This is a genomic window from Rhizobium sp. BK591 (assembly GCF_014195045.1).
Taxonomy (GTDB): Bacteria; Pseudomonadota; Alphaproteobacteria; order Rhizobiales; family Rhizobiaceae; genus Rhizobium; species Rhizobium anhuiense.
Genome location: NZ_JACIAZ010000001.1, coordinates 811,958 through 837,230, shown reverse-complemented (window position 1 = coordinate 837,230; position 25,273 = coordinate 811,958). Strand labels below are relative to the sequence as shown.

25 protein-coding genes and 1 riboswitch are annotated in these 25,273 nt (G+C 62.1%); of the genes, 8 read left to right on the top strand and 17 right to left on the bottom strand.

What is annotated here, in order from left to right; translation table 11 throughout:
- Window positions 1-4: 4 nt before the first annotated feature.
- From FHX10_RS03990 to FHX10_RS03965, 6 genes are all read right to left on the bottom strand, one after another.
- Window positions 5-724 carry a heme-copper oxidase subunit III family protein gene (locus tag FHX10_RS03990; protein ID WP_063475153.1) on the bottom strand — a complete coding sequence of 240 codons (720 nt, stop codon included), beginning with the start codon at window positions 722-724 and terminating at the stop codon, window positions 5-7.
- 9 nt (window positions 725-733) lie between these two features.
- On the bottom strand, window positions 734-1,447 hold the full coding sequence (locus FHX10_RS03985; protein ID WP_097630419.1) for a cytochrome c oxidase subunit 3: 714 nt from the start codon (window positions 1,445-1,447) through the stop codon (window positions 734-736).
- Complete coding sequence (locus FHX10_RS03980) at window positions 1,444-3,213, bottom strand: cytochrome c oxidase subunit I (RefSeq protein WP_097594245.1); 1,770 nt, start codon at window positions 3,211-3,213, stop codon at window positions 1,444-1,446. The genes FHX10_RS03985 and FHX10_RS03980 overlap by 4 nt, the downstream gene beginning before the upstream one ends.
- A gap of 63 nt (window positions 3,214-3,276) precedes the next feature.
- The gene (locus FHX10_RS03975) at window positions 3,277-4,095 is read right to left on the bottom strand and encodes a cytochrome c oxidase subunit II (protein ID WP_063475156.1); all 819 of its coding nucleotides are present in this window, start codon (window positions 4,093-4,095) and stop codon (window positions 3,277-3,279) included.
- A gap of 148 nt (window positions 4,096-4,243) precedes the next feature.
- Window positions 4,244-4,633, bottom strand: a complete 390-nt coding sequence (locus FHX10_RS03970; protein WP_097542266.1) for a c-type cytochrome — start codon at window positions 4,631-4,633, stop codon at window positions 4,244-4,246.
- A gap of 198 nt (window positions 4,634-4,831) precedes the next feature.
- Entirely contained in the window at window positions 4,832-5,755 is a 924-nt protein-coding gene (locus tag FHX10_RS03965) for an MYG1 family protein (RefSeq protein WP_097630421.1), read from the bottom strand.
- A 207-nt stretch (window positions 5,756-5,962) separates the two neighbouring features.
- On the opposite strand from FHX10_RS03965, the gene FHX10_RS03960 reads away from it, so the two are divergent.
- Window positions 5,963-6,460 carry an HIT family protein gene (locus FHX10_RS03960; RefSeq protein ID WP_097594243.1) on the top strand — a complete coding sequence of 166 codons (498 nt, stop codon included), beginning with the start codon at window positions 5,963-5,965 and terminating at the stop codon, window positions 6,458-6,460.
- A 105-nt stretch (window positions 6,461-6,565) separates the two neighbouring features.
- Here FHX10_RS03960 and FHX10_RS03955 read toward each other — a convergent pair whose 3' ends face one another.
- The 5 genes from FHX10_RS03955 to FHX10_RS03935 all read right to left on the bottom strand — a co-directional run bounded on the left by FHX10_RS03955 (window position 6,566) and on the right by FHX10_RS03935 (window position 11,918).
- A complete protein-coding gene (locus FHX10_RS03955) occupies window positions 6,566-7,330 on the bottom strand; it encodes an ABC transporter ATP-binding protein (protein WP_097594242.1) in 765 nt (254 codons plus the stop codon).
- Window positions 7,327-8,367 (bottom strand): FecCD family ABC transporter permease, encoded by a 1,041-nt coding sequence (locus FHX10_RS03950; protein ID WP_047610579.1) that lies wholly within the window; start codon window positions 8,365-8,367, stop codon window positions 7,327-7,329. The genes FHX10_RS03955 and FHX10_RS03950 overlap by 4 nt, the downstream gene beginning before the upstream one ends.
- The gene (locus FHX10_RS03945) at window positions 8,364-9,380 is read right to left on the bottom strand and encodes an ABC transporter substrate-binding protein (protein ID WP_063475162.1); all 1,017 of its coding nucleotides are present in this window, start codon (window positions 9,378-9,380) and stop codon (window positions 8,364-8,366) included. Before FHX10_RS03945 ends, FHX10_RS03950 begins: the two co-directional genes overlap by 4 nt.
- Before the next feature lie 181 nt (window positions 9,381-9,561).
- A riboswitch (cobalamin riboswitch) is annotated at window positions 9,562-9,812 on the bottom strand.
- Window positions 9,813-10,086: 274 nt separating this feature from the next.
- Entirely contained in the window at window positions 10,087-11,367 is a 1,281-nt protein-coding gene (blh, locus tag FHX10_RS03940) for a bifunctional sulfur transferase/dioxygenase Blh (RefSeq protein ID WP_063475163.1), read from the bottom strand.
- A gap of 182 nt (window positions 11,368-11,549) precedes the next feature.
- Window positions 11,550-11,918: a DsrE family protein gene (locus tag FHX10_RS03935; protein ID WP_063475164.1), complete on the bottom strand. Its 369-nt coding sequence runs from the start codon at window positions 11,916-11,918 to the stop codon at window positions 11,550-11,552.
- Between the two features lie 88 nt (window positions 11,919-12,006).
- Between FHX10_RS03935 and FHX10_RS03930 the strand changes: the two genes are divergently transcribed.
- The 3 genes from FHX10_RS03930 to FHX10_RS03920 are packed head-to-tail and all read left to right on the top strand — an operon-like array spanning window position 12,007 to window position 14,929.
- Window positions 12,007-13,083, top strand: coding sequence for an AraC family transcriptional regulator (locus FHX10_RS03930; RefSeq protein ID WP_245294581.1), 1,077 nt, complete (start codon window positions 12,007-12,009; stop codon window positions 13,081-13,083).
- Window positions 13,084-13,110: 27 nt separating this feature from the next.
- Window positions 13,111-14,583 carry a sensor histidine kinase gene (locus FHX10_RS03925; RefSeq protein ID WP_063475165.1) on the top strand — a complete coding sequence of 491 codons (1,473 nt, stop codon included), beginning with the start codon at window positions 13,111-13,113 and terminating at the stop codon, window positions 14,581-14,583.
- A gap of 1 nt (window position 14,584) precedes the next feature.
- The gene (locus FHX10_RS03920; protein ID WP_047610589.1) at window positions 14,585-14,929 is read left to right on the top strand and encodes a response regulator; all 345 of its coding nucleotides are present in this window, start codon (window positions 14,585-14,587) and stop codon (window positions 14,927-14,929) included.
- Window positions 14,930-15,035: 106 nt separating this feature from the next.
- Here the strand turns inward: FHX10_RS03920 and FHX10_RS03915 are convergent, their stop codons facing one another.
- The 3 genes from FHX10_RS03915 to FHX10_RS03905 all read right to left on the bottom strand — a co-directional run bounded on the left by FHX10_RS03915 (window position 15,036) and on the right by FHX10_RS03905 (window position 16,530).
- Complete coding sequence (locus FHX10_RS03915; protein WP_063475166.1) at window positions 15,036-15,518, bottom strand: cupin domain-containing protein; 483 nt, start codon at window positions 15,516-15,518, stop codon at window positions 15,036-15,038.
- Between the two features lie 43 nt (window positions 15,519-15,561).
- The gene (locus tag FHX10_RS03910; protein ID WP_047611701.1) at window positions 15,562-15,942 is read right to left on the bottom strand and encodes a VOC family protein; all 381 of its coding nucleotides are present in this window, start codon (window positions 15,940-15,942) and stop codon (window positions 15,562-15,564) included.
- Between the two features lie 324 nt (window positions 15,943-16,266).
- Entirely contained in the window at window positions 16,267-16,530 is a 264-nt protein-coding gene (locus tag FHX10_RS03905; protein WP_047610594.1) for a hypothetical protein, read from the bottom strand.
- A 177-nt stretch (window positions 16,531-16,707) separates the two neighbouring features.
- On the opposite strand from FHX10_RS03905, the gene FHX10_RS03900 reads away from it, so the two are divergent.
- Together FHX10_RS03900 and FHX10_RS03895 are read left to right on the top strand one after the other, a co-directional pair.
- On the top strand, window positions 16,708-18,720 hold the full coding sequence (locus tag FHX10_RS03900) for a BTAD domain-containing putative transcriptional regulator (protein ID WP_063475167.1): 2,013 nt from the start codon (window positions 16,708-16,710) through the stop codon (window positions 18,718-18,720).
- A 138-nt stretch (window positions 18,721-18,858) separates the two neighbouring features.
- Window positions 18,859-19,845 carry an aldo/keto reductase gene (locus tag FHX10_RS03895; protein WP_063475168.1) on the top strand — a complete coding sequence of 329 codons (987 nt, stop codon included), beginning with the start codon at window positions 18,859-18,861 and terminating at the stop codon, window positions 19,843-19,845.
- 86 nt (window positions 19,846-19,931) lie between these two features.
- Here FHX10_RS03895 and FHX10_RS03890 read toward each other — a convergent pair whose 3' ends face one another.
- The 3 genes from FHX10_RS03890 to FHX10_RS03880 all read right to left on the bottom strand — a co-directional run bounded on the left by FHX10_RS03890 (window position 19,932) and on the right by FHX10_RS03880 (window position 22,846).
- Window positions 19,932-21,080, bottom strand: a complete 1,149-nt coding sequence (locus FHX10_RS03890; protein WP_210294331.1) for a hypothetical protein — start codon at window positions 21,078-21,080, stop codon at window positions 19,932-19,934.
- Between the two features lie 795 nt (window positions 21,081-21,875).
- Window positions 21,876-22,289, bottom strand: a complete 414-nt coding sequence (locus FHX10_RS03885; RefSeq protein WP_047610598.1) for a hypothetical protein — start codon at window positions 22,287-22,289, stop codon at window positions 21,876-21,878.
- 68 nt (window positions 22,290-22,357) lie between these two features.
- The gene (locus tag FHX10_RS03880) at window positions 22,358-22,846 is read right to left on the bottom strand and encodes a hypothetical protein (RefSeq protein WP_184389100.1); all 489 of its coding nucleotides are present in this window, start codon (window positions 22,844-22,846) and stop codon (window positions 22,358-22,360) included.
- Between the two features lie 141 nt (window positions 22,847-22,987).
- Here FHX10_RS03880 and FHX10_RS03875 point away from each other — a divergent pair, with 141 nt between their 5' ends.
- Window positions 22,988-23,656, top strand: a complete 669-nt coding sequence (locus FHX10_RS03875) for a response regulator transcription factor (RefSeq protein ID WP_063475171.1) — start codon at window positions 22,988-22,990, stop codon at window positions 23,654-23,656.
- The gene (locus FHX10_RS03870) at window positions 23,653-25,023 is read left to right on the top strand and encodes a HAMP domain-containing sensor histidine kinase (protein WP_132572375.1); all 1,371 of its coding nucleotides are present in this window, start codon (window positions 23,653-23,655) and stop codon (window positions 25,021-25,023) included. Before FHX10_RS03875 ends, FHX10_RS03870 begins: the two co-directional genes overlap by 4 nt.
- Window positions 25,024-25,273: the final 250 nt, after the last annotated feature.

Here is a 25,273-nt window from a genome sequence, read left to right as displayed (position 1 = left end):
GACCTCACCACAGATAAAAGAATGCAAAGATGAAGACCCAGACCAGGTCGACGAAGTGCCAGTAGAGGCCCATGATCTCGACGGCCTCGTAGCGGCCTTTCCGGCTGGTGAAGAAGCCACGCCGTTCCACGTCGAAATCGCCGCGCCAGACCTTGCGGGCGACGATGAGGAGGAAGATGACGCCGATCGTGACATGGGTGCCGTGAAAGCCTGTTATCATGAAGAAGGTCGAGCCGAACTGCGCCGCCCCCCACGGGTTTTCCCAGGGGCGCACGCCCTCGGTGATCAGCTTCGTCCATTCGAAGGCCTGCATGCCGACGAAGCATGCGCCGAGAAGTGCTGTCAGCAGCATCAGCACCGCCGTCGTGCGGCGGTCGCGGCGATAGCCGAAATTGACCGCCATCGCCATGGTGCCGCTGCTCGAGATCAGCACGAAGGTCATGATCGCGATCAGGATCAACGGCACATCCTGGCCGCCGATATGCAGCGCGAAGACCTCGCTCGGATTGGGCCATGGTACGGGCGTCGATATGCGGGCGGTCATATAGGCGATCAGGAAACAACCGAAGACGAAGGTGTCGCTCAAGAGAAAGATCCACATCATCGCCTTGCCCCAGGAGGCGGTCTTGAAGGCGCGCTGATCCGAGCTGAAATCGGCGGCGACACCGCGAAGGCCTGATGGCTTGAGGTCAGCCCCACCATGTGTCTCGATAGTCTGTGCCATCTGCACCCCCTAGCTAATCAACGTGCGGCAGAGATCGACGAAATCGCTGGCCCAGCCGGCAAAAAGCGCGAAGAGCAGCAGCCAGACCGCAAGCATGAAATGCGAATAGATAGCCGAGAGATCGACGCTGAGGCTCAGCCTCTCCGGCGCGATATCGGCTGCGAAGGCCTTGACCGTCGTGTGCGCCAGCACCGCCAGCCCGCCGAGAATATGCAGGCCATGCAGCCCGGTCAGCATGTAGAAGAAGCTGTTGGCGGGGTTATCATCAAGCACGTAGCCTGCCGCGACCAACTCCCGCCATACCTGGATCTGCCCGGCGAGGAAGAAGACCGCAAGCGCAAGTGCCGTAACGAGCGCAGGCCGCAGGCTTTCCATGCGGCCATGCCGCACTTCGCGCTTAGCCCATTGCAGCGCCGCACTGCTCAAGGCCAGCGCCGCGGTGTTCACCCAGAGCAGGCGCGGAACCGGCATCCCCCACCAGTCGGCCGAGGCCGCGCGCATGAAATAGGCGCTGACGGCAAGGCTGAAGAGCGCGCCGACGACGCCGAGAAAGACGAAGAGACCGATCTTCACCGACGGCACCGGCGGCCGGTCGGTGCCGCCATGAACCGGCATCTGCACGGAGCCGGTCTCCAGCCAGGGCTTCGAGGTCAGCCGCTGCCCGGAGAGCCACCAGATCATGATGGCGGCGATGGCGGCCAGAAAGATCAGCACGACGCTCATGCCGGCGTCTCCCGGGTGACGCCAGCCGTTGCCGGCACATTCTGCGGAATGAAATCCTCGGCCGCGCCCGGCACGCTGTAATCATAGGCCCAGCGATAGACCACAGGCAGGTCTTTGCCCCAGTTGCCGTGCGCCGGCGGCGTCTCAGGCGTCTGCCATTCCAACGTCGTTGCCCGCCAGGGATTGCCGCCGGCCTCCCTGCCCCGGAAAAGGCTCCAGGCGAGATTGAACAGGAAGACCATCTGCCCGGCGCCCACGACCAGCGCCATGACTGTGATGAAGATGTTCAGCGTGTGGGCCGACGGCGGAACGAAGGCCGTCTCCCCCATCTCGAAATAGCGGCGCGGCACGCCGAGCAGACCGAGATAGTGCATCGGAAAGAAGATCGCATAGGTGCCGAGGAAGGTGATCCAGAAGTGGATATGGCCGAGCACGTCGTTCAGCATGCGCCCCGCCACCTTCGGATACCAGTGATAAATCGCCCCGAAGATGACGAGGATCGGCGCGACCCCCATGACCATGTGGAAGTGGGCCACGACGAACATCGTATCCGACAGCGGCACGTCGACGACGACATTGCCGAGAAACAGGCCGGTCAGCCCGCCATTGACGAAGGTGACGATGAAGGCGAGCGCAAAGAGCATCGGCAGCGTCAGGTGGATATCGCCGCGCCACAGCGTCAGCACCCAGTTGTAGACCTTGATCGCCGTCGGGATGGCGATGATCAGCGTCGTCGTGGCGAAGAAGAAGCCGAAGGCCGGGTGCATGCCGCTGACATACATGTGGTGCGCCCAGACGACGAAGCTCAACGCCCCGATGATGACGATCGCCCAGACCATCATGCGGTAGCCGAAGATATTCTTGCGCGCATGCGTGCTGATCAGGTCCGAGACGATGCCGAAGGCCGGCAGCGCCACGATATAGACCTCGGGATGGCCGAAGAACCAGAAGAGGTGCTGGAACAGGATCGGGCTGCCGCCGCCATGCTGGAGCTGCGTGCCCATCTCGACGATGGCGGGCATGAAGAAGCTGGTGCCGAGCACGCGGTCGAAGAGCATCATGACGCAGGCGACGAAGAGTGCGGGAAAAGCGAGCAGCGCCATCACGGTTGCGGTGAAAATGCCCCAGACGGTGAGCGGCATCCGCATCAGCGTCATCCCGCGCGCCCGCCCCTGCAGCACGGTTACCACATAGTTCAGCCCGCCCATCGTGAAGCCGATGATGAAGACGATCAGCGAGGTCAGCATCAGCAGGATGCCCCAGTCCTTGCCGCCTGGTGTGCCTGACAGAACGGATTGCGGCGGATAAAGCGTCCAGCCGGCCCCTGTCGGGCCGCCGGGGGCGAAGAAGCCTGCGGCGAGGATCAGCACCGCGAGCAGGTAGATCCAGTAGCTCAGCATGTTGGCGTAAGGGAAAACCATGTCGCGGGCGCCGACCATCAGCGGAATGAGGTAATTGCCGAAGCCGCCGAGGAAGAGCGCAGTCAGGAGATAGATCACCATGATCATCCCGTGCATGGTGATGAACTGGTAATAGTGATCGGCATCGATGAAGGTGAAATAGCCGGGGAAGGCGAGCTGAATCCGCATCAGCCAGGAGAGTACCAGCGCCACCAGGCCGATCGCGATGGCGGTAATCGAATATTGCACGGCGATGATCTTGGCATCCTGGCTGAACACATATTTCGTCCACCAGCTGTGTGGATGATAAAGCTCCACATCCTCGACTTCGGCGGATGGGATGCTGCCGGATGGAATCTCGACCATGATCTCTCTTCCTTCCCCCGCCGGTTCACCGAACCGGCCTGCGGTCTGCGACCACTGCACGGTTCAGTTTGCCGGCGGCAGCTCTCCCGATGACGCCGTCAACTGGGTGAATGTCTGCTGCTGCCCGAGCCAAGTCTGATAGTCCGCGTCGTTGTCGACGACGACGGTGCCGCGCATTTGCGGATGACCGACGCCGCAGAGTTCGGCGCAGAGGATCTCGAAGGTCCCCGTCCGCGTCGGCGTGAGCCAGAAGTAGGTGACCATGCCGGGGATCATGTCCATCTTGGCGCGAAACTCAGGCACGTAGAAATCATGGAGCACATCGACCGAGCGCAGCAACATGTGCACCGGCTTGCCGATCGGCAGATGCAGTTCGCCGCCTTCGATGATGATGTCGTCGAGGCCGCTTGCATCGTTCTTGTCGAGGCCGAGCGGGTTTTCGGGCGTAACGTCGCGCGTTTCGGCGCGGCCGAGCTTTCCGTCCGCCCCCGGCAGGCGGAAGCTCCACAGCCACTGCTGGCTGACGACCTCCACCGATGCGGCATCGGCGGGCACCGTGATGAACTGGTTCCAGACGATGAGGCCGGGCGCCAGCATGGCGGCGACGCCGACCGCCGTTCCCGAGGCGAGCATCACCTCCAGCCTGCGGTTTTCAGGCTCGTAATGCGCCTTGTTGCCCGGCTTATGCCGGAAGCGAAAGACGCAATAGGCCATGAACAAGACCACTGCCACGAAGACGATGCCGGTGATCCAGAAGGTGATGACGAGGGTGCTGTCGATATAGGTCCAGTTGGACGCGATCGGCGTCCACCACCACGGGCTCAGCACATGGAACAGCACGGAGCCGACGACAATCAGGACGAGGATCAGCACGACAGCCATTTCCGCTCCTCCTCGAGCAGGTTGACCCGTGAAACCGCATTCCGCAAAAAGTCCGTCTTTATTATCGCACAGATAGAAAATATCGGCAATTACGGCAATTTAGGCACCTGCCGCGCCGTTTCCACCCGTCATTTTGGAGTATGGCCCATCATTTGGAATATTGCTTGAGATAGGCGATGAGATCGGTGATCTCCTGATCGTCCTTCACGCCGACGAAGGCCATCTTCGTGCCCTTCACCTTCGCTTTCGGATTATGCAGATAGTCGCGCAGCACTGTCTCGTCCCAGACCAGACCGCCTTCGCCGGCCGCCTTCATTCCGGCCGAATAGGCGAAATCAGGATGCGTGCCGGCCTGTCGGCCGAATAACTTGTTCAGCGACGGACCGACCTTGTTCGTATCGGAATCGGCGACATGACAGGTTGCGCATTTCTTGAAAACGGCGGCACCCGCGGTCGCATCGCCCTCCTGCGCCCCGGCGCGACCGGGGGAAAGGGCAATCACGGATGTGGCAATCAGCAGAATAACACGATAGTCCATGGCAAACCTCATCCTCCTCAAGGTTGCCAGCCACTTGCACCCTCAGCAATCTCTCGCGTATGGGTAGTGGTTGTATGGCCTAAAGCTTAGTCCTTCGCGGCAGCAAGTCAATCGGCCCTACAATTGGAGCCATCTGAACGTAATCTGATACGAGGTGAACCCGGCGCGAATAAGCTGCCTGAGCTGCCGCTATTTGACCTATTGCCCGATCGAAAGCGCCTCCTCTACCGCCAGTTCGGCCATGGCAAGCGCCGCCTCTCGGGTCCTGGCGGCGGCGATGAATCGGCCGTTGTGGCAGAAGCTCGCGCCCTCTATGCCGCACGCCGCCTCCAATGCGCCATTGGTGAGCCCGGCCCAGGCCGCCGGCAGATCGGCCCTGAGCTCGAAACCATCCTCGGCGCGGCGGATGCCGGTCACGCACCAGTCCTTTTCGCGCGGGTGGACGACGAACAGCATATGATCGGCGCCTGCTTTCACGATAGCAGGCCGGAAGGGCATTCCCCTCGGCAATTCCAAAACACGCCCCTGCCCGGTAGCCTCGATTGCCTGATGCACGACCGCCTCGGCCCGCAATTTCGCAGCACTCTGCGCAATCCTGGCCTCGACGAAACTGCGGGCGATGGCAAGGGCCGCGTGGAAGGCACGGTCGTCGGCAGCGGGGTCGGCATCGTCGAAGACCGGTTTCAGCGTTTCCAGCAGAGCCGGCAGCGTCAACCCGGCCAGCGGCCCGGAGGGGCTGAGCGCGCCATTGTCCGTCAGGTCGACCGGCAGCACGAAACTGGCGTCGAAAGAACCATGCAGCGTCTCGACATGTGCTTCGGGAAGGCCGGAGGCTGCGAGATAATCACGGCCGTAATGCTTCCAGATCAGGCCGAAGGAACTGTAGGGCTGGCCATCGTCGCGCAACGGCGCGCCGCGCTGGTGGTGGTCGAATATCCCGGCGGCAGGGTCATAGGCGCCGCCGACATCGTAGATGATGCGTTCTTCGCCCGGCGTGATCCATTCCGGCGCCCGGCTGCGGACGATACGCGCCTGCGGGAAAAGCCGGGTCAGGATGACGCTCGACAGCAATTCGTCGGCATGGAAGCCACCGGAATGGGTGACGAGGAAATCGGGGATCATAAAAGGCCTTATCGTTCTCGGCGGGTTCGCCTAGGATCAGCACCAGATAGCGGTTGGCGGATATGACGACAAGTCTCTCTGGGATAAGGCTCTTGGACTTGGCCTTGATTATGTCTCGGATGCGTCATTTGCAACCCTCGCGAAACTGCCTATTCTGCCGCCACCAGAAGTGAATAGCGACATTTGCGAAAACGGAAGACGCAGCGTTTGGAGATTCCTCCGCACTTTCATGTTGCCGAAACATCAGGATGGCTTGTGAACCACCGCATGAACTCCGCCCTTCCCGGCTACCTCATGCTCAGTTCCAAGACCGATACCAACGATCTGTCGGATTTGTCTGAAGACGCTTTGGCCGAATTCGGCCCCTTGCTCGCAAGGGTTCAGAGCGCCCTGAAACGGAAATTGAATGCCCAGCGCGTCTATATCGGCCGATACGGGCACACGCCCGGTTATCCGATCCATTTCCATGTGATCCCGATATATGACTGGGTGGAGGAGTTGTTCTGGAAGGACGCTCGATATCGCCTGCTCCAGAGTTTTGCAGAGGGTCCGGGGGAAACCGCAACGGATGGCGCGGAACTGACGCTGTTTGTCTGGCGCGAATTCTGCGAACGCACAGAGCCGCCGCCCATCAGCGGGCCATCGGTCTCAGAGGTCATCAAGCTGTTGCGGGAGGCAATGCGGTTTTCGGCGCCTGAAGCCTAAGACAGCGCCGGTCCCGGCTGTCTTGCGACGAGCGCACGGCGCCAGGCCCGGAAGAAGGCCAGTGAGGTCATACCCCTCCTTAAGATCGAAATCCCCCGCCGTTCCTTAATCCATGACGTATTGGATATGATGCCGGCCATGCACGGCCGATTTCTGGACATGGGCGCGAACGCCGAAGACCCGGCCGATCATCTCCTCCGTCAGCACATCCTCCGGCGCGCCCGAGGCGATGACCTTGCCCTTTTGAAGTACCGCCAGGCTGTCGCAGAACATTGCCGCCAGGTTGAGATCGTGCAGCGCGACGATACAGGTGATACCGAGCTTCGAGATCAGCGAGAGAATGTCGAGTTGGTGCTGGATATCGAGATGGTTGGTCGGCTCGTCGAGCAGCAGTTCGCTCGGCGCCTGCGCCAGCGATCTCGCAATATGGACGCGCTGGCGCTCGCCGCCCGACAGTGTCTGCCAGAGCTGGCCTGCCCTCTCCCGCATGCCCGTCCGCGACAGCGCCTGGTCGACGGCAGCATCGTCTTCGGCGCCCCAGGACGACAACAGCCCGCGATGCGGGGTGCGGCCAAGCCGCACCACATCGCGCACTGTCAACTGCGTATCGGTCGTCGACTGCTGCTCGACGAAGGCGACGCGACGCGCAAGGGCTGCGCGCGACAGCGAGGAAATGTCGTCCTCGCCGAGCCTGATGACACCGCTGCGAACCTTGCGCAGCCGGCAGATCAATCTGAGAAGGCTCGACTTTCCGGAACCGTTCGGCCCGAGCAACCCGAGCACCTTGCCCCTTTTCACCGTCAGGCTGACGCCGTTGACAATGACGGTGTCGCCGGCGGCAAAGCTCACCTCGTCGACGTTGATGCTCATGCATTCCCTCGTACGCGATAGAGGATGACGGCGAAGGCCGGCGCGCCGAAGAGCGCGGTGACGACACCGATCGGCAGGATCTGCTGCGGTATGATGATGCGCGAAAGGATATCGGCGCCGACCATGTAGATGGCGCCGCCGAGCGCCGTTGCCGGCAGCAGCCGCCCATGGGCCGGCCCGACAAGGAAACGGGCGGCATGGGGTATGACGAGGCCGACGAAACCGATCGAGCCCACCATGCTGACGACGCTTGCCGTCATCGCCGCCGTCAGGGCGAACAGCACGATCTGGACGCGGCGCACGGCAATGCCGAGCGAGGCGGCGGCATCCGTGCCGAAGGCGAAGGCATCGAGCGCCCGCACATGGGCCATGCAGACGATGAAGCCGGCAAGCGCGATCGGCACCGAAAGGTAGACATCTGGCCAGCGTACGCCGCTGAGCGACCCCAGAAGCCAGAACAGGATGCCGCGCGCCTGCTCGGCATTCGCCGATGTCGTCACGATGTAGGAGGTGAGCGCGTTGAAGAGCTGCGAACCGGCGACGCCACACAGTATGATGCGTTCGCCGGTTCCCCCCGCACCCGTCGCCAGGAAGCCGACCAGCAAAAAGGCCATGACTGCGCCGATGAAGGCCCCGCTCGACAGGCCGAGAATACCGTAGCCGAAGCCGAGAATCATCACGCAGACGGCTCCCGTCGAGGCGCCGGCGGAGATGCCGAGCACATAGGGTTCGGCCAACGGATTGCGCAGCAGCGCCTGCAGGATGGCGCCGCAGAGCGAGAGCGACGCGCCGGCGCTGGCCGCGACGAGGGCGCGGCTCAGCCGATAATCCCAGACGATGCCCTGGTGGATGCGGCTGAGCTCGAAATCGGTTCCGAACAGGCGGTTCGAAACCGCCTCAGCCGTCGTCGCAAGCGGGATGGCAATCTCGCCGATGGAAACGGCGAGACTGATCATCAGTCCAAGAAGGAGAAGCGCGGCAATGGTGAGCGCGGCGAGCGCCCACCATCCCTGCCGCCTGAGCGATACTGTCTTCACTGTGCCAGGCCGAAGGACTTGATGCCCTTCGCCACTGTCTCGATGCCGTCGATCGTGCGGATCGTCGGGTTCATCGACTGCGCATCCATCATCACGAAGTGCCTGTTCCTGACGGCATCGAGTTCCCTGGTCACAGGGTCGTTCTCGAGAAAGTCAAGCTTGACCTTGGGATCGTCAGCCGCATAACGGCGGCGATCCATGGTCGCCAGCACGATCACCGCGGGGTTCGCCTGGGCGATGGTTTCCCAGCCGACCAGCGGCCATTCCTCTTCGGTTGTCACGACGTTCTTCGCGCCGATCGTCTTGAGGATATAGGCAGGTGCGCTGTTCTTGCCGGCAATGAAGGCGTCGCCGTTGACCTCCTTGCTGGAAAACCAGAAGACGACCGGCAGGCTCTTGCCCGTCGCGCCCGATATCGACGCCACGGCATCCGCCTCGCGCTTCCTCAGCTTGGAAATCAGCGCATCGCCGCGCTCCTTGACGTCGAAGATCTCCGAGAGTTCAGCGATTTCCCGGTAGATCAGGTCCATCGTGAACAGCTCCCCACGCACACCGTCGCCGCCATCGGTGTTGACCTTGGCGACGCAATCGGCCGGCGCGAGATAACTATTGATCCCGAGATCCTTGAACTGCTCCCGCTTGCCGACGGAGCCCTGCGCGCCGACATGCCATTCGAACTCGGCCGCCACGAGGTCGGGCTCCTGCCCGACGACGGATTCGAAGCTCGGATCGTTGTCGGCGAGGCGTTTTATCTTGCTGTTGGCCTCGGCATATTGCGGCAGGACAGGGCCAACCCAGACGGCGGTTCCGGCGATCTTGTCGGCAAGGCCGAGCGAGAACAGAATTTCAGTCATGCCCTGGCCGATCGAAACGATCCTGGCGGGCGCCTTCTGGAACGTCACCTGCTGGCCGCAATTGCTGACGGTCAGGGGATATTGGGTCGCGGCCAAGCTTGGTGCCGCAAGGCCGGCCAGCCCGAAGGTAAATGTCATGATGGCGAGAAATTGACGCATGAAAACCTCGATGATGGGAAAACAGGCACGGCCGCGCCGCGCGCATATACGCAACGCTGAAGTCACGCTGACGCGTAGACTAGCCGCGGGAGGCCCAATCGAGACGGATGCATGCCGATATCAGGCGAAGGTTCAGAAGGACAATCATGTCTGTTCCTTGTCCGGGCATCCCCGCCCGGTTGATTGGATCGCGATTGACGGCAGGTCTCCTGGCTTGCGGATATCCGTCTTTCATCCGCCTTCCCGCAATATCCGCAGTGGCGTGGCCTTTAGGCCAAGGGCATGATCGCTCCGCGATCAACCCCGAGATCGACAATCCGCTTACAGTTGCGGGGGCAGCCACGGTCTCGGTCCCTACTGGGTCGTCCTCACCGTGTTCCCTATTAATCCCCTTGGAGTCATCTTCAGGGAACCGTCTCCCCCAGTTACGTCGCCTGCCCGCGCGCCGTCAATGATTATTCAGAGGGCGCCGCACCACCGGCGGATAAATATATCGCGCGCATGGCTGCGCGCCGCCGTTCGGTGCGCAAACTGCCGGTGGCGGTCGGTTGACATTGCGGCGAAAAGCGCTTCCTTGCGATAAACTGCCTTGCCTATGAAGCAGTCGGGGAACATGGGTGCCGGCTGCTATTGGTGGGGATGACTTCGCCGGGGCTGCTATAGGAAGCACGCTTTGAACGATGCGGCGGTTGCCAGGGCCGCCCCGTCACAACGCATCCAGCGGAATCTTCAGATACCGCCGGCCGTTCTCCTCCGGCTCGGGCAGCCGCCCGCCGCGGATATTGACCTGCAGCGCGTGCAGCATCAGCTTCGGCTTCGGCAGCGTGCGGTCGCGCGCCTGGCGCAGCGCCACAAAGCCGGCCTCGTCGATGCCCGATATATGCGGATTGGCGCGCTTCTGGGCGGCAACCGTGCTTTCCCAGCGCGGGTGGCGGCCACCCGGCTGATAGTCGTGACCGGAAAACAGCCGGGTCTCCTCGGGCAGCGACAGGATCGCCTGGATCGTGTGCCAGAGGGCGCTGGCGCTGCCGCCCGGGAAATCCGTGCGGGCGGTGCCGGAATCCGGCGTGAACACCGTATCGTGCACGAAGGCGGCGTCGCCGATCACATAGGTGATCGAGGCGAGGGTGTGCCCGGGCGAAAACATCACGCGGGCCTTGAGCGTGCCGATCTCGAACGTCTCGCCATCGGCAAACAGCCGGTCCCATTGCGAGCCGTCGGTCGCGAGCGCCGGCCAATTGTAGATCTCCTTCCAGAGCGCCTGCACGTCGGTGACATGGGCGCCGATCGCCGTCGGCGCACCGGTCTTTCCCTTGAGGTAATACGCAGCGGAGAAATGATCGGCATGCGGATGCGTGTCGAGGATCCACTCGACCGTCAGCCCTTCGCTCTCGATATGGGCGAGGATGGCGTCGGCATTGGCCGTGCCCGTCGCCCCCGACATCTCGTCGAAATCGAGCACCGGGTCAATGATGGCGCAGCGTTTCGTCGCCGGGTCGGAAACGACATATTGCACACTGCAGGTGCGGGGCTCGAAGAAGGCCTTCACATGAGGTACCTGCCCTGCCCGCTTCTCCAGCCAGCGCCGCGCGCCGGCAAGATCGAAGCCGAGGCCTTGACCAAAGGCCTCGACATCCCCGGACTTCATCCGCCCGTCCAGCGCCTCGCCCAGCGCATAAAGCGTCAGCGCCCGTGTGCCGCTCTTGCAATGGGCGACGACCGGCCCCTTCGCCTCAGCTATCGCCGCCTGAAAGGCGCGGATATCGGCCTCGGTAATCTCGGCCCCCTTCACCGGCACGAAGCTGTAGGCGAGCCCGGCGGCGGCGGCTGAAGCCTTCTCCGCTGCATTACCGGGTTGCCCCGGCTCCTCGCCATCCGGCCGGGCATTGATGACGGCGGCAAAGCCGTCTGCCGCGAAAGCACCAAAGTCCGCGGCGCCGGGCTGCCCCGTCACCGATATCAGCTCATTGACCCTCACGGATGTCATCGAAGCCCCCGCGCTGCCCTCATCAGGCATTATCGCATGTATATCGACACAATCTCACAAGTATATTGCCGAGCGCAAGAATAGACCACTTGTCGCATCCCCGAGCTTGCCGCCGGCCCGCAAAGCCTGACGAAACCGGCGGGAGAGGCTCCTCATACTTCCGCCCGGCCCGGCTCCTCCGGTCAAAACGACAGCGTCGCAGCGCCCTCCTTGATCTCGGCATGCATGGCGCTGGCGCCGACGATGACGACACCGTCGAGCATGTCCTCCTGCGTGTAACCGCGCGAGGTCACGCAGGGCGGGCAGGCCCAGATCGTGCCGCCGCGCTGCTGGAAATTCTCGATCAGCATCGACAGCGGATCAAGCGGCGGCACATGTGTCATGCGCTGGCCACCCTTGCGCACCAGATCGATCCCGGTGCTGGTGAGGAACACCGAGACCTTCAGCCCGGCGGTGATGCCGCCATTGGCAATGGTGAAGGCGACGGAGGACAGTTCGGATTCGATGCCCTTGGTGATGAGCACGACCAGTTTGTCGCTTTGAGTTTGCATAGTATTCTCCCAGTGAATTGAAATGAACGCTCACCACGAGTGAGCGAGAACACCATAGGAGGGTGCGCGGGGCGCGTATTTGGCCGGGATGCGTGAAGCCTTGTCCGAAAATCCAGGCGTTGCGGGTGTCGTGCGCGACGACGTGTTGTCGGCGCTGCTTTCGACGATCCGCCTGTCGGGATCGCTGCAGTTCTGCTTCATGCCGACGGGCGACTGGCAGACGGATGCCGCGCCGGCCTTAGCAAACCTCTCGGCCAAGGCTTCGGGCACGATGCCTTTTCACATCGTCGTGGCCGGCAGCTGCTGGCTGAAGACGGAAGGGGAAGAGACCGATCTGGAGGCCGGAGACGTGCTGGTCTTCCCCTTCGGCACCGGACATCAGCTCGGCGCGGGAAGGGACGGCATGCTGGTGCTGCCGACGCGCGACCTGCCGCAGAAGCCCTGGCGTGAGATTCCCGTGCTGCGCTATGGCGAGGCGGCGCAAAGGGTGCGGCTGCTCTGCGGCTATCTGCAATGGGACGGCTTGAGCTTTGCGCCGCTGCACCAGGCGCTGCCGAAAATGATCCATGTCAGGACACGGGCCGTCAATGACGGCGACTGGTTGCGCGCCACCATCCGCCAGATGATCGAGGAGGTCGACAGGCCGCGCGCCGGCGGAGTTTCCATGCTGCCGCGGCTGACTGAAATCGTGTTCATCGAGATCCTGCGCCATCAGATCATGATGGCCGAACCGCGCTCGGTCGGCTGGCTGGCAGCCCTTGCCGACCCCGCGCTGTCGCGCTGTCTCTCCCTCATTCACGACGATCCCAGACACGACTGGTCGCTGGAGGACCTCGCCTCAGCCTCCGGCCTGTCGCGCAGCGCCCTCGCCGACCGCTTCCAGGCGATGCTCTCGACCTCGCCCATCCGCTATATCAGGGACTGGCGGCTCTACCTCGCAAGTGTCGCCCTCGCCACCTCAGGTCAGCCTATCGCAACAATCGCCTACGACGCCGGCTACGCCACCGAAGCCGCCTTCAATCGCGCCTTCTCTCGCGCCTTCGCCACCCCGCCGGCGACGTGGCGGGCGATGGCGCGGGCCCAGAGTGTGATCGGCTCGGACAAGGTTGGCATGAGGAAGCCGCAACACTCATGGGTGGAAAAAATCAAAGGATGCGCTAATTAGAAGCACCATCAAAATCGGGAGCGCGCCTTGGATTCCGAATCCCCTCAGCCACTCACAACTCGCTTTCCTGTCGGTGGCGGGGAAATTGGCCGACTGATCCAGACCCGCGACTGGAGCAAGACGCCGCTCGGTCCTCTCGATCTCTGGCCGCAAAGTCTGAAGACGGCCACCAACATGCTCCTGCTCTCACCCGTGCCGATCGTTCTTCTCTGGGGCGAGGACGGCGTGATGATCTATAACGACGCCTATTCCGTCTTCGCCGGCAGCCGCCATCCGGATCTTCTCGGTTCCAAGGTCCGCGAGGGCTGGAGCGAAATTGCCGACTTCAACGACAATGTCATGAAAGTTGGGCTGTCCGGTAAAACGCTCGCCTACGAAAACCAGGAACTGACGCTGTTGCGCCACGGCAGCCCGGCTCCTGCCTGGATGAACCTCGACTATTCGCCCGTCCTCGACGAAAGTGGCAAACCCGCGGGCGTCATCGCGATCGTCGTCGAAACGACGAAAAGCGTCCTTGCCCAGCGGCGGCTGCGCGAGAGCGAAGAGCGGTTCAGGGCGTTCACTACGGCCACGACCGATATCGTCTATCGCATGAGCGCCGACTGGAAGGAGATGCAGCAGCTCGACGGTCGCAACGTTCTTGCCGACACCGCCAATCCGACTGTCGCCTGGCAGGAGGCCTATTTGTTTCCCGAGGACATTCCGGCGATCCAGGCGGTGATCGACGAGGCGATATCAAGCAAGGGTGTTTTCGAATGCGAGCATCGCGTCCGGCGGGCCGACGGCAGCACCGGGTGGGTGTTGTCACGGGCTGTTCCACTCCTGAACGACGCAGGCGCCATCGTCGAATGGTTTGGGGCCGCGACCGATATCACCGAGCGGCGACGCAAGCAGCAGCAGCTGGAACTTGTCGTTCATGAGCTCAATCATCGCGTTAAGAACAATCTGGCGATGGTGCAGGCTTTTGCGTACCGCACCTTCCGGGATGCCGACGACATCCCGCGTGCACTGGACAGTTTCACGGCGCGGCTGGTGTCGCTCGGCCGTGCCAATGATCTGCTGACGGGAGAACTGTGGAGCAGCGCGTCCCTGAAACAGACGCTCGACCAGGCGACAGTTCCGCATAGGCCGGATGGCGGGCGATGGGAGCTCACCGGAGACGATATCCGGGTTTCCGCAAAGACGGCGCTGGCGCTGACCATGGCCTTTCATGAACTCGGCACAAATGCCGTGCGCCACGGCGCATGGTCGAGTGATGGCGGCGCCGTCCGCGTCAGATGCTCCCTTCAAATCATCGACGACGGAACGCAACGCTACCGCATAGACTGGGACGAACATGGCGGACCGCCGGTGGAACAACCGAAGCGGAAGGGGTTCGGCACGGTCCTCATCCAGCGCGGCCTTGCCGCGGAGACGGGAGGCAATGTGGAGATTTCGTTTGCCGAACGGGGTTTTTCCTTCCGTCTCGACGCTCCGGCAGACCGTCTCCGGAACGAATGACATGGCCAAGCGTGTACTTGTCGTTGAAGATGAAATGACCATCGCCATGATGATCGAGGACATGCTGATGGACCTCGGTCACGAGGTCGTGGCGACCGCCGCGCGTTTGCCCTCGGCGCTGGAGGTTGCCGCCGATGGCAATCTCGATTTCGTCGTTCTCGATGTAAACCTCGCCGGCCATAAGTCATTTCCGGTGGCGGCGGTCCTTCAGCAGCGCGGTATCCCCTTCGCCTTCGCAACCGGATATGGGCCAGCGGGTATCGATCCCGCCTTTGCCGGCCGGCCGGTGCTGACCAAGCCATTCACATCAGCCGATCTCGCCGCCGTCATCGAAACCGTCAGCTGAGACCCAAGAGGGCCGACGCCCAAGTCCAAGAGCCGCCCCAATGAGACATGTTGTGGCGGGCGATGGCGAGGGCCGAACTGGATTCGATCGACACCCAGATGATCGATCAGCGCGGTTGCGGGCCCGTCAATCCGAGCGCCAGCGTAATGTCGTTGATGATCCCCAGTCGCGCTTCGATCACCGCGATTTTCTCAGGCGTATCGGCACTGCAAGCCTCGATATCGATGAACATTTGCTCGCAGCCGCCTGGCGTCACCGTGCCGAACATCTGGCCGGGTTCGTCGCCTATGTTTCGCCAGCTGTGCGGGACATGTGGCGGCAGAACGACGACGGTTCCCACAGGCGCGTCGAACGCTTCGTCGCCGCATTGGAATCGATAGAGCCCCCGGATGACCCGAAAGACTTCCGTCTCCCGCGTATGCGTGTGGGGAGCCGGACCATGACCCGGCGGTGTGAAGGTTTCCCACATGCCGAACGCGCCGCCGGTCTCGGCGGCCGTCGCATGAATGATGATCCTCGCGCCAAAGGGCGTCCTCGCCAGGCGCTCCTTGCCGGGTAAAGAGACGACGGCGTTCCTGAAACTTGACATACCCACCTCCCCTCGATTGCAATCTTTGGGCGGAGCCTGCCCCTCACCCTTGCGACGCCGGCTGATTGAGCATCGCTTCGATATTGTATCCGTCGGGATCGAGAACGAAGCAGGCATAATAGTTCTCTTCATATTCCGGCCGCGGACCGGGCGCGCCGTTGTCCCTCGCACCGGCTTCAAGCGCGGCTCGATAAAACGCCTCGACCTCCGCCCTGCTTTGGACCCGGAAGGCAACGTGCACACGCGTCAGAGGCGGCTTGTCGTCGGTGTGCTGGATCTCGAACAGACTGCCGCCGACATCGAAGGCCCAGAACACGCCCTCCTTCCCGAAGGTACGGCGATAGCCGAGGGGGGCGAGAGCACGTTCATAAAACAGCTTGCTCTTCTCGAGGTCACTCACTGCGATGGTGATATGATCAATCATGCCGTGCATCCCTATCGTTCCATCATCCCATCATAGGCGAAATCGCCGCGGCGGAAAAACAGACGACTGCTGGCGAAGGATGGATGCCAGATCAGCGGCCCTTGCCCCAACGGCGCGGGCTCGCCCATACCTCGTCTGCCACCTGCCCGCCGGACAGCAAAAGCCCCGCCAATCATTGACGGGGCTGTGCATGTTGAAAATCGGCCTGCATTACATCCTGGGAAGAATCAATGATCGCCTTCTGCAAATCGAATCCGCGCTTGCGTTTTGGATCCTTATGCCATCGACCTGCAGCCGACGCATCCGCGCAGCGGAATTTTCCGACTAGCGCATCGACATCAACTTCGTCATCAGCCCTGCCTTGATCTCGATCACAGGGCGATTGATCTGGGGATGGCCGAGTTTATCCCGGGGATAGCCGATGTCCCTCAGTTGATCCGGCGTCAGGTCCGCCATTGCCTTCCGTCTTACGACGCTCAGCCGCCACGTCCTCAGGGCGGCGACGATGATTGCTACGGCGTTCGGCTTGGCCCCGAACAACTGTCCTTTCGGCGCGCTGATGCCGGCATGCGTTTCCATGTGAGCCATTTTTCCGTCTCCCATTTTTCAGATTTGCAAGTGGGAGCCTGCCACGCCGGTGTTTTCGCGCCGTTCGGCTGAGCGTGAACGGGCGGGAAAACTTCGACAAGCCGCCGCTAAATCGGTGTTAAATCTGTCTGCCGAGATGTTAATCTGCGGTGGCGGTCGAAATCTGGGAGACGGTCTGTGCGCATCAGGTTGCTGGGTGGCCTCGAAGTGACGTCCCGGGAGCACCGGCAGGTCCGCTTCACCACGCGCAAAACGTCGCTTCTCTTTGCTGCCCTGGTGCTCGCCGGCCACCGCGGTCATCGCAGGGAACCGCTTTCCGAAGCCTTTTGGCCGGGACGAGGCAGTGATCAAGCTCGCAATAGTCTCCGGCAAGCGCTCGTCGATATCAGGCGATCGTTTCCAGCCGGCGGGGATGCCACCATCTACATCGATGGGGATCAAGAGACCATCGCGCTGATAACAGGTCCTGAAGAGACCGACATTTCGATCTTCGACCGTAAACTCGAGGCGGGCCGGACGGCCGATCTCGCCTTCGCCGCCGATCTCTATCGCGGCGAGGTGTTGGCAGGCGAAGCCATTCCGGACGGGCTGGATGAGTGGTTTCGACCCTACCGGAGCACATATCAACGGAAGGCGCTGCAGCTCGTGGAGCGACTGAGCCTCGCATTCTCCGAGCCGGGTTCCGGGGAAGAATCGGCCTGCGAAAGGCTCGCCGAAAGGCTATTGGCTGCGGACCCGACCATCGAGGGCGCCCATCGGGCACTGATACGGATACACACTCTCAGGGGTCACGAAAACGCCGCCCTGCGCCAGTTCGAAGCCTGCCGGGCATTGTTGAGGAAGCATCTTCAGGCAGAACCCGAGGCAGAAACCTCCTCCTTGGCTGCTTCGCTGCAATCGCGGCAGGGATCCGAATATCAGCGGAGCGCACCTGGCCCCGACCTCGTACCGCAGCCGCAGGCCATCTCAGCGCCGGCGAAACATCACGATCGGCCATCGGTTGCCGTATTGCCGTTTCAGAATCTGAGCGGCGACGCGGAGCAGGAATATTTCGCCGACGGCATCGTCGAGGACATCACCATCGCGCTTGCTCAATTCCGCCACCTCTACGTCATCGCGCGGAATTCGAGCTTCACCTACAAAGGTCAGGCGGTCGACATAAAGCAGGTCGGGCGCGAGTTGGACGTCCGCTACGTGGTCGAAGGAAGCGTGCGCCGGACGGGTGACCGCCTGCGCATCGCAGGCCAGCTCATCGACACCTCGACCGGTGCGCACCTTTGGGCCGATCGTTTTGATGGAACCCTGGCGAATGTCTTCGATCTTCAGGATCAGGTCGCCTCGAGCATCGTCGGCGCCATAACGCCGAAAGTGGAGGAGGCTGAGATCGAGCGTGCCAAACGCAAGCCGACCGAGAGCCTCGACGCCTACGACTACTATCTCCGCGGCCTGGCGGCCTTCGACCGGACCATCACCAGCAGATCGGTCGTCGACGAAGCCTTGCGGCTGTTCATGAAGGCGATCGAGCGCGACCCGGAATTCGCCATAGCCCATGCCCGGGCGGCGCGGTGTTACGCCACACGAAAGAGCAACGGCTGGATGGTCAATCCCGCAGAGGAAACTGCCGAAGCCACCCGACTGGCGAGGAGAGCTGTCGAACTCGGCTGGGACGATGCAGTTACGCTCTCCTACGGTGGATATGTCATCGGTTATGTCGGCGGGGACCTCGACGGCAGCGCGGCCTGTATCGATCGCGCGGTCTTTCTCAACCCGAACCTCGCCGCAGCACTCGGCGTCAGCAGCTGGGTGAAGGCGTGCCTGGGCGAGCCTGATATGGCCGTCGAACACGCCGCCCTTGCCATGCGCTTGAGCCCTTTGGATCCACGCCTGTTTGCCTGGCAGTTCAACACCGGGCTCGCGCATTTTTGCGCCGGCCGCTATGACGACGCTACAGCCTGGGCAGGAAAATCGCTACGCCACCAGCCGAACTACCCGAGCGCCATGCGCGTGATGGCGGCGGGCCAGGCCATGGCCGGGCGGATTGGCCAAGCCCAGGAAACGGTCGCTCGCCTGTGCCTGATGGATCCCGCGCTCCGGCTTTCCAACCTCGCCGACGTGCTCCCACCGTTCCGGCGGCCCGACGATCGTGCACGCTATATCGAGGCTCTCAGGATGGCGGGACTGCCGGCGTAGCGCCGTCCTCCGAGGATCGTCTCTGATCCAACGGAGATGCATTTATGAACCCAACTCATAAGCCCATGCCGATATCACCGGCTAATCGATACCAGCCTTTGCCCTTAGCTTACGACCGAACCTGAGGAGGACATCCGCATGATCAAACGTAGGCTCGGCCAAAGAGGCCCTGATGTATCGGCGATCGGTTTCGGCTGCATGGGACTGAACTACCATCGCGGGCCGGCGGTGGAGCGCGGCGATGCCATTGCGCTCTTGCGGGCGGCGCACGAGCGGGGCGTGAGTTTCTTCGACACGGCAGAGGCCTACGGGCCGTTCACCAACGAGGATCTTGTCGGCGAGGCGCTGGCGCCGATCCGTGATGAGGTGGTGATCGCGACGAAATTCGGCTTCAAGGATGGCCGGCCGGAAGTCGGCCTGGATAGCCGGCCGGAACGCATCCGTGTGGTCGCAGAAGAAGCCCTCAAGCGGCTTCGCACCGATCGCATCGATATCTTCTACCAGCATCGGGTCGACCCTGCAGTACCGATCGAAGAGGTGGCAGGCACGGTGAAGGATCTGATCGGCGCCGGTAAAGTGCTGCATTTCGGCCTATCCGAAGCCGATGCCGGCTCTATCCGCCGCGCCCATGCCGTGCAGCCGGTCTCCGTGTTGCAAAGCGAATATTCGTTATGGTGGCGCAACCCCGAAGCGGAAATCCTGCCCGTCCTCGAAGAACTCGGAATCGGCTTCGTGCCCTATAGCCCGCTCGGCCGTGGCTTCCTCACCGGCAAGATGGATGAGAACACCAGTTTCGAAGGCGGCAACGACCACCGCAAGACCAATCCGCGCCTTTCGGCCGAAAACCGCAAGGCAAACCAGCCGGTGGTCGATGCAATCGAGGCGATTGCCGGCCGCAGAAACGCGACCGCGGCCCAGATCGCCATCGCCTGGCTGATGGCCCGCAAGCCCTGGATCGTCCCCATTCCCGGCACCACCAAGCTGCACCGGCTGGAAGAAAATATCGCCGCCGCCGACATCACCTTCACATCGGAAGAACTGGCTGAGATCGACGCGGTGTTCTCAGGCATCGAGATCCACGGCGACCGCTACTCCGCAACGTCGGCAGCCCGCGTCACGCGGTGAGCCGACGACACCGAGTTCGATGCGACAGCACGAACATCCTTGTCCCTCAATGCGCCGGCGTCCGATGGATGCAGGGAGTGGCGCCTTCAGTCGTCAACCGTAAATCCCCATGCCGACGGCTCTATCAATTCGCGCGGCGGGAGCATTTCGTTGATGTCGACGGGACGGCGTTTGACCTCGACGGCGGTGTAGAATTCACCGTCCCCCATACCGAAATGCAGTTCCACTTTCAGGGGCACGCCATCCGGCGTCAAACATTCCATTCTGATCGCGTCTGCCGCGTCGGGCGTCATGTTGAACCAGGCGCAGGATTCACCAAGGTGATTATCCCTACGTTTCATGTCCGCATGGCCTGTTTCAGCGTCGAATTGATTGAACGGTCGTGCGGGATCAAGCGGTGAACGGAAGGCTTGAAGACTATATTCGCGCTTGGAGTAAATGACATTGATTCCCTGATTTTCGAGGTCGTTCCAAACCTTGAACCGCACCGATCCGTCCTTGCCGCGACGCTCTTCAGCTTGCCAGGGATAATGTCTGAATATTCTGAGGTCTGAGTCTATCCCCGCCATTCTGGCTTCAAAATCGACGAGCGCGGCGGGTCTGTCCGGATAGTACCTGAGCGGCTTCAGCCAGAACCCGGGGTCGAAAAGCCTCTTCGGGGGCAGGACTTCGGAATCGGCAACAGGTGTTCGCTCGAGCTTGACCAATTGCGTTTCGGTCATAGGCTCCTTGAGCTCCTTGCTACTGAGCAATACCCTTGTGCCAATTTCAATGCCGTCACCTGACAGGCAACTGAGCCAGAGCGGTTCGGACGTGCTACTGTGCGAGGCCTTGCGGGTGATCTCCGACCATTTGCAAGCTTCACCAGCCTGATTGTCCGCGTCCCCGGTGTCCCTCGCTTCCCGCGGCGTGGTCTTGTCGATGAAGATCCCCGTAAAGTCCTCGTCACCGGTCTTTGTTGCCCACAACAAAACGTTATCGCGGGCGCTTCCATAGGCAATGCGTGTCCTATTGCTTATGACCTCCTCGACCCGGGTCCAGCCATCGTGATGGACGACCGAACGCCAATATTCCTTCGGCTCATGATAGGCCTCTCGAACGGTCATTGACGCCCTGTAGTCCGGAACATTTCCGCTGGCGGAAAACGGGACCCCGCCGGCATCACTGGTGCCGGCCGGAAGCACCCCAGCGCCGCCCGCGAGTAAGAAGACCCACGCCACGACCCGTCTTTTCAAGATTGCACCTCGCCAATGTCTACAAGCAGAACAACTGCCAAATCAAAGCTTTGCACTCTGATTGACTCTCAAGAAAAATCCAATATTCATTCAAGCAAAAGTTGAGGGTTTATAAGTGAAAAGCATCTTTGCATATTCGATATTGGCAGCGGCGGTGATTTCGCTTTCGAGCTGCACGACAACCTCCGACAGCTTCAGACGCGAGTCCGCATCATTAACGGTACGCAGTGGTGAAAGGACGAGAGCGGGCCAAGTCTGGCGTATCCACAGCGATTGCAGCCTCGCCGATTACCCGCCTACGCATATCATCGAGCAGCCCAAGCATGGGCGTCTCCAGATTGTCCATGAACCGATATTTCCCCACGAAGCAAAGGGAAAACTGGCAAAATGCCGGACGGTCAAGGTGGGAGGCGTTGCTGGTTATTATACATCAAAGCCAGGCTACATCGGCAGTGACAGGTTCGTTGTCAGGTTCCCTGTTGGAGACGGGGAGATCAAGGAGATGGTGTTGAACGTGAGCGTCATGCAATAGCAGGCTGTTGAGATGGGGGTGGCGGTCTGCCACATCGAGCCATCACCTCCGAGAAAGTCACAAAACCACCTGCGAGAGGACGCGCCAACCGCTCTTCCGTCATGCTTGGGCTTGTCCCGAGCATCTGCATCCGGCGCCGCAGATCCTCGGCACAAGGCCTGACATGACGAAGAGCGGGGCGGCGTTCGCGTCAAACTTAAACCGCCCGCGAGAAAACGCGGACGGTTGCATTATCGTGCGGCATCCGCCTCAAGTGCGGATGATCAGTCCTGCCCCTGCAGGCGGTCCATCACCTGCAGCAGCAGATCCGCGCAGGCCTTCATCGGTTCGTCCTCGGCGCATTTCAGATCGATCCGGGTGTTTCCATCCTCGATCCGGAAATGCGCTGCCTTCGATGGCGGTAGCGGTGGCGGGCGATGACCGCGGAAGCCACGGAAGCCCATATCGCCTCTCCGACCATGCCAGCGGAAATCCGGGCGATCTCCCGGCCTCGCGTCCGGCCGGTCCGTCATCTGCTCATCGTCATCAGGAGCGGACGGAGACGGCGGCGGAGGCGGCGAGCCGGGTTCAGCCGCTGCGGGCGGAGTCGCGGCGGATGGCGGAGCCGGCGGCTGCTGGGCGAAGGCGGTGCCGGCCAGTGCGGCAAGGGCAAGGCCTGATAGCAGAAGTCGTTGCATGGAAACGTTCCTTTCGGAGTTATGAGGCGTGTCTGTTAACACCGCAGCGCGGCTTTGGTTCACGCCCGTCACGGCCTGTGATCGAAATCTGCAAACCGTCTGTGCAGAGGACCTTTCGGCGGACGCAGCGCTTCGGTTCGTCCGTCCTGGCGAACGAGGTAACTCGCATGCACAAAGCCGTCGTCGAAGCGGCCCTGGACGGTGACGGCCTCATCCTGGGTGACGAGTGCGCCACCCTCGCCGGCCCGACCGGTCTCAACAAGCGCCTTGCCGCTGTCGTCCTGCAGCACGAACTTGTTGCCGTAGATCTCGGCGACCTTGCCCTTGATGGTGACGAGGCTCGATACCGGCATGGTCGAAATCGCCACCGGCGTCATCGGCGCCATTTCGGGCGTGGGACGCATCATCTTCACGGCGCCGGCACCACCGGCAGCACCGATAACAAGCGCCACTGCGGCTGATATGACAGGGATCGCCAGCCGGCGCCGGCGGTGTCCTGGCGGCATCGGCGCGGCGGCACCTTCGGGATGTCCGTTGTCCTGGTTTTCATCAGGCATATATCTGCTCCTTGCTTCAGTAATGGCCGCAATCTAACCGCGACACCCCCTCGCCTGCCTGAACCTCTCCGTTCAGATTGAGTTAAGCTCGGCCCGATAGCTTTGGTCCGTCCACGGCGATACCCTATGAAAGCCCTGCCCATGCGCGTACTGCTCGTCGAAGATGACGAAGACCTGAGCGGCCGGATCGCCGCGGTGCTCCGATCGGAAAACTTCGTCGTCGATATTGCGCGCAACGGCGAGGACGCTCTCCATGCGGGACTGACCGAACTCTTTGATGTCGCAATCCTCGATCTCGGCCTGCCGAAGATCGATGGCGTCAGCGTGCTGAAGGGATGGCGCGAGGGTGATCGCAATCTGCCGGTTCTGGTGCTGACGGCGCGCGACGGTTGGCCGGACAAGGTCTCGAGCTTCAAGGCCGGCGCCGACGATTTCCTTGCCAAACCTTTCAAGGTGGAGGAATTGGTGCTGCGTCTGCGCGCCCTGGTGCGCCGGGCGTCCGGTCACGCCGCCTCGCGCCTTGTCTGCGGCGCGCTGGTCTTCGATGCCCAACTCGGCACCTTCGAGCTCGACGGCCTGCCGCTGAAGCTGACGGCGCTGGAATGGCGGGTGCTCTCCTGCTTGATGCTGCGTAAGGGGATGATCGTCGACCGGCGCGAACTCACCGAGCGCGTCTATGACGGTGATGCCGAAGTCGACTCCAATTCCATCGAGGTCATCATCGCCCGCTTGCGCAAGAAGCTCGGGGCCAACAGCATCGAAACGGTGCGCGGCCGCGGCTATATGCTGACGGCAGCAGCGGCATCATGAAGGCCCCGTCCGTCAAGCCGAGATCGATCGCCGGCCGGCTGCTGATGTTTTCCGGCATCTTCGTGACGCTGGCGCTTGTCGTCGCCGCCATCGTACTCTGGCTGGCGCTGAAGACTGTGGTGCGCGAGCAGGTCGACCAGCGTTTGGACATTCAGATCGGCGCCCTCGCCAGCGCGGTGACGCGTGACGCTGGGGGAAGGCTCGCCCTCTCCGCACCGCTCGATGCGCCCCCATTTGATCGCCTCTCATCCGGCTGGTACTGGCAGATCGATGACGGACAGCAGCGCCTGACCTCACGCTCCCTGATGAACGGCACGATAGACGCGCCGCCACCCCGGCAGGATCTGCGCCATGTGCTGATGGGCATGCCGACATCAGGCATGGGCGGTGATCGCGGAAGAGGACCGCTCTATCTTCGGCAGGCCATCCGCAGCATCGACGGAATGACGCTGACGATCACCGCGACGGCGCCGATGATCGCCCTCGTCGGCCCGGCACTGCGCGCCCTCTTCTGGCTGGTGCCCTGCATGCTGCTGCTCGGCCTCGTGCTGATGGCCGGCACGCTCTGGCAGATCCGCTTCGGCCTGCGCCCGCTGATATCCATGGCGGCTAATATCGATGCCATCAACCGGGGAGAGCGCGGCCGCCTACCCGATGAGGCGACAGTCGAACTTGCGCCGCTCTCACTGAAAACCAATGCGCTGCTGGAGGCCAACGAAGAGAGGCTTGCGGCAACGCGCATGCAGTTTGCCAACCTCGCCCACGGCCTCAAGACTCCGGTGGCGAGCCTGCTGCTGGCGCTCGACGAGCAAAACGACCCCAAAGGCGCATTACGCGGCCTCGCAGCCCGGATAGACAACAGGATCAAACATCATCTCGCCGCCGCCCGCCGGGTGATGGCCTCCTCGGACAATGTCGCCAGCACCGACGTGGCGGCAGCGATCACCGATCTGCATCGGGCGATCGGCCAGATCCACGCCGAGCGTAAGATCGCCTTCGAGACCGATATATCAGAGGGCCTTCGAGTCGCCTGCGACGAAAGCGATGTCGAGGAAATGCTCGGCAACCTGATCGACAACGCTTTCAAATGGGCCTCCGCGCACGTCATCGTCCGCGCCCGCCGCGACGGCCCGATCGCCCGCATCACCATCGAAGACGACGGCCCCGGCATCCCCCCGGACCGCCTCGCCGCTGTGCTGCTGCCGGGTGTGCGCGAGGACGAACATGTCCCGGGCAACGGGTTCGGGCTCAGCATCGTCAATGAACTCGCGGGGCTTTACGGCGGCTCGCTGATGCTGGATGCGAATGGGGCGGCGGGGTTGCGGTGTGTATTGTGTTTGCCGGTGACTGTGGGATCGAGGCTGTAGGTTTCTTCTGCGTCGATGCAGAAATGGAGTCACAGCGCAATTTCATTCCGAGAGGCGTAAAACAAAACCCTACGCGGCGATTTTTTCAACAATATCGCCGCAAGCTACCTTCACGGCCTGTCCTTGAAGCATAATTGTCAGCTCTCGGCATGATGCTCCCTCCCTGAAAGGCACCGGCCGGGGGCCTTTCCCGACCATCTCCGCTCCATCCGAGACGTCTTTCGCCTCGCCTCTGCCTTGTTGCTCGCGT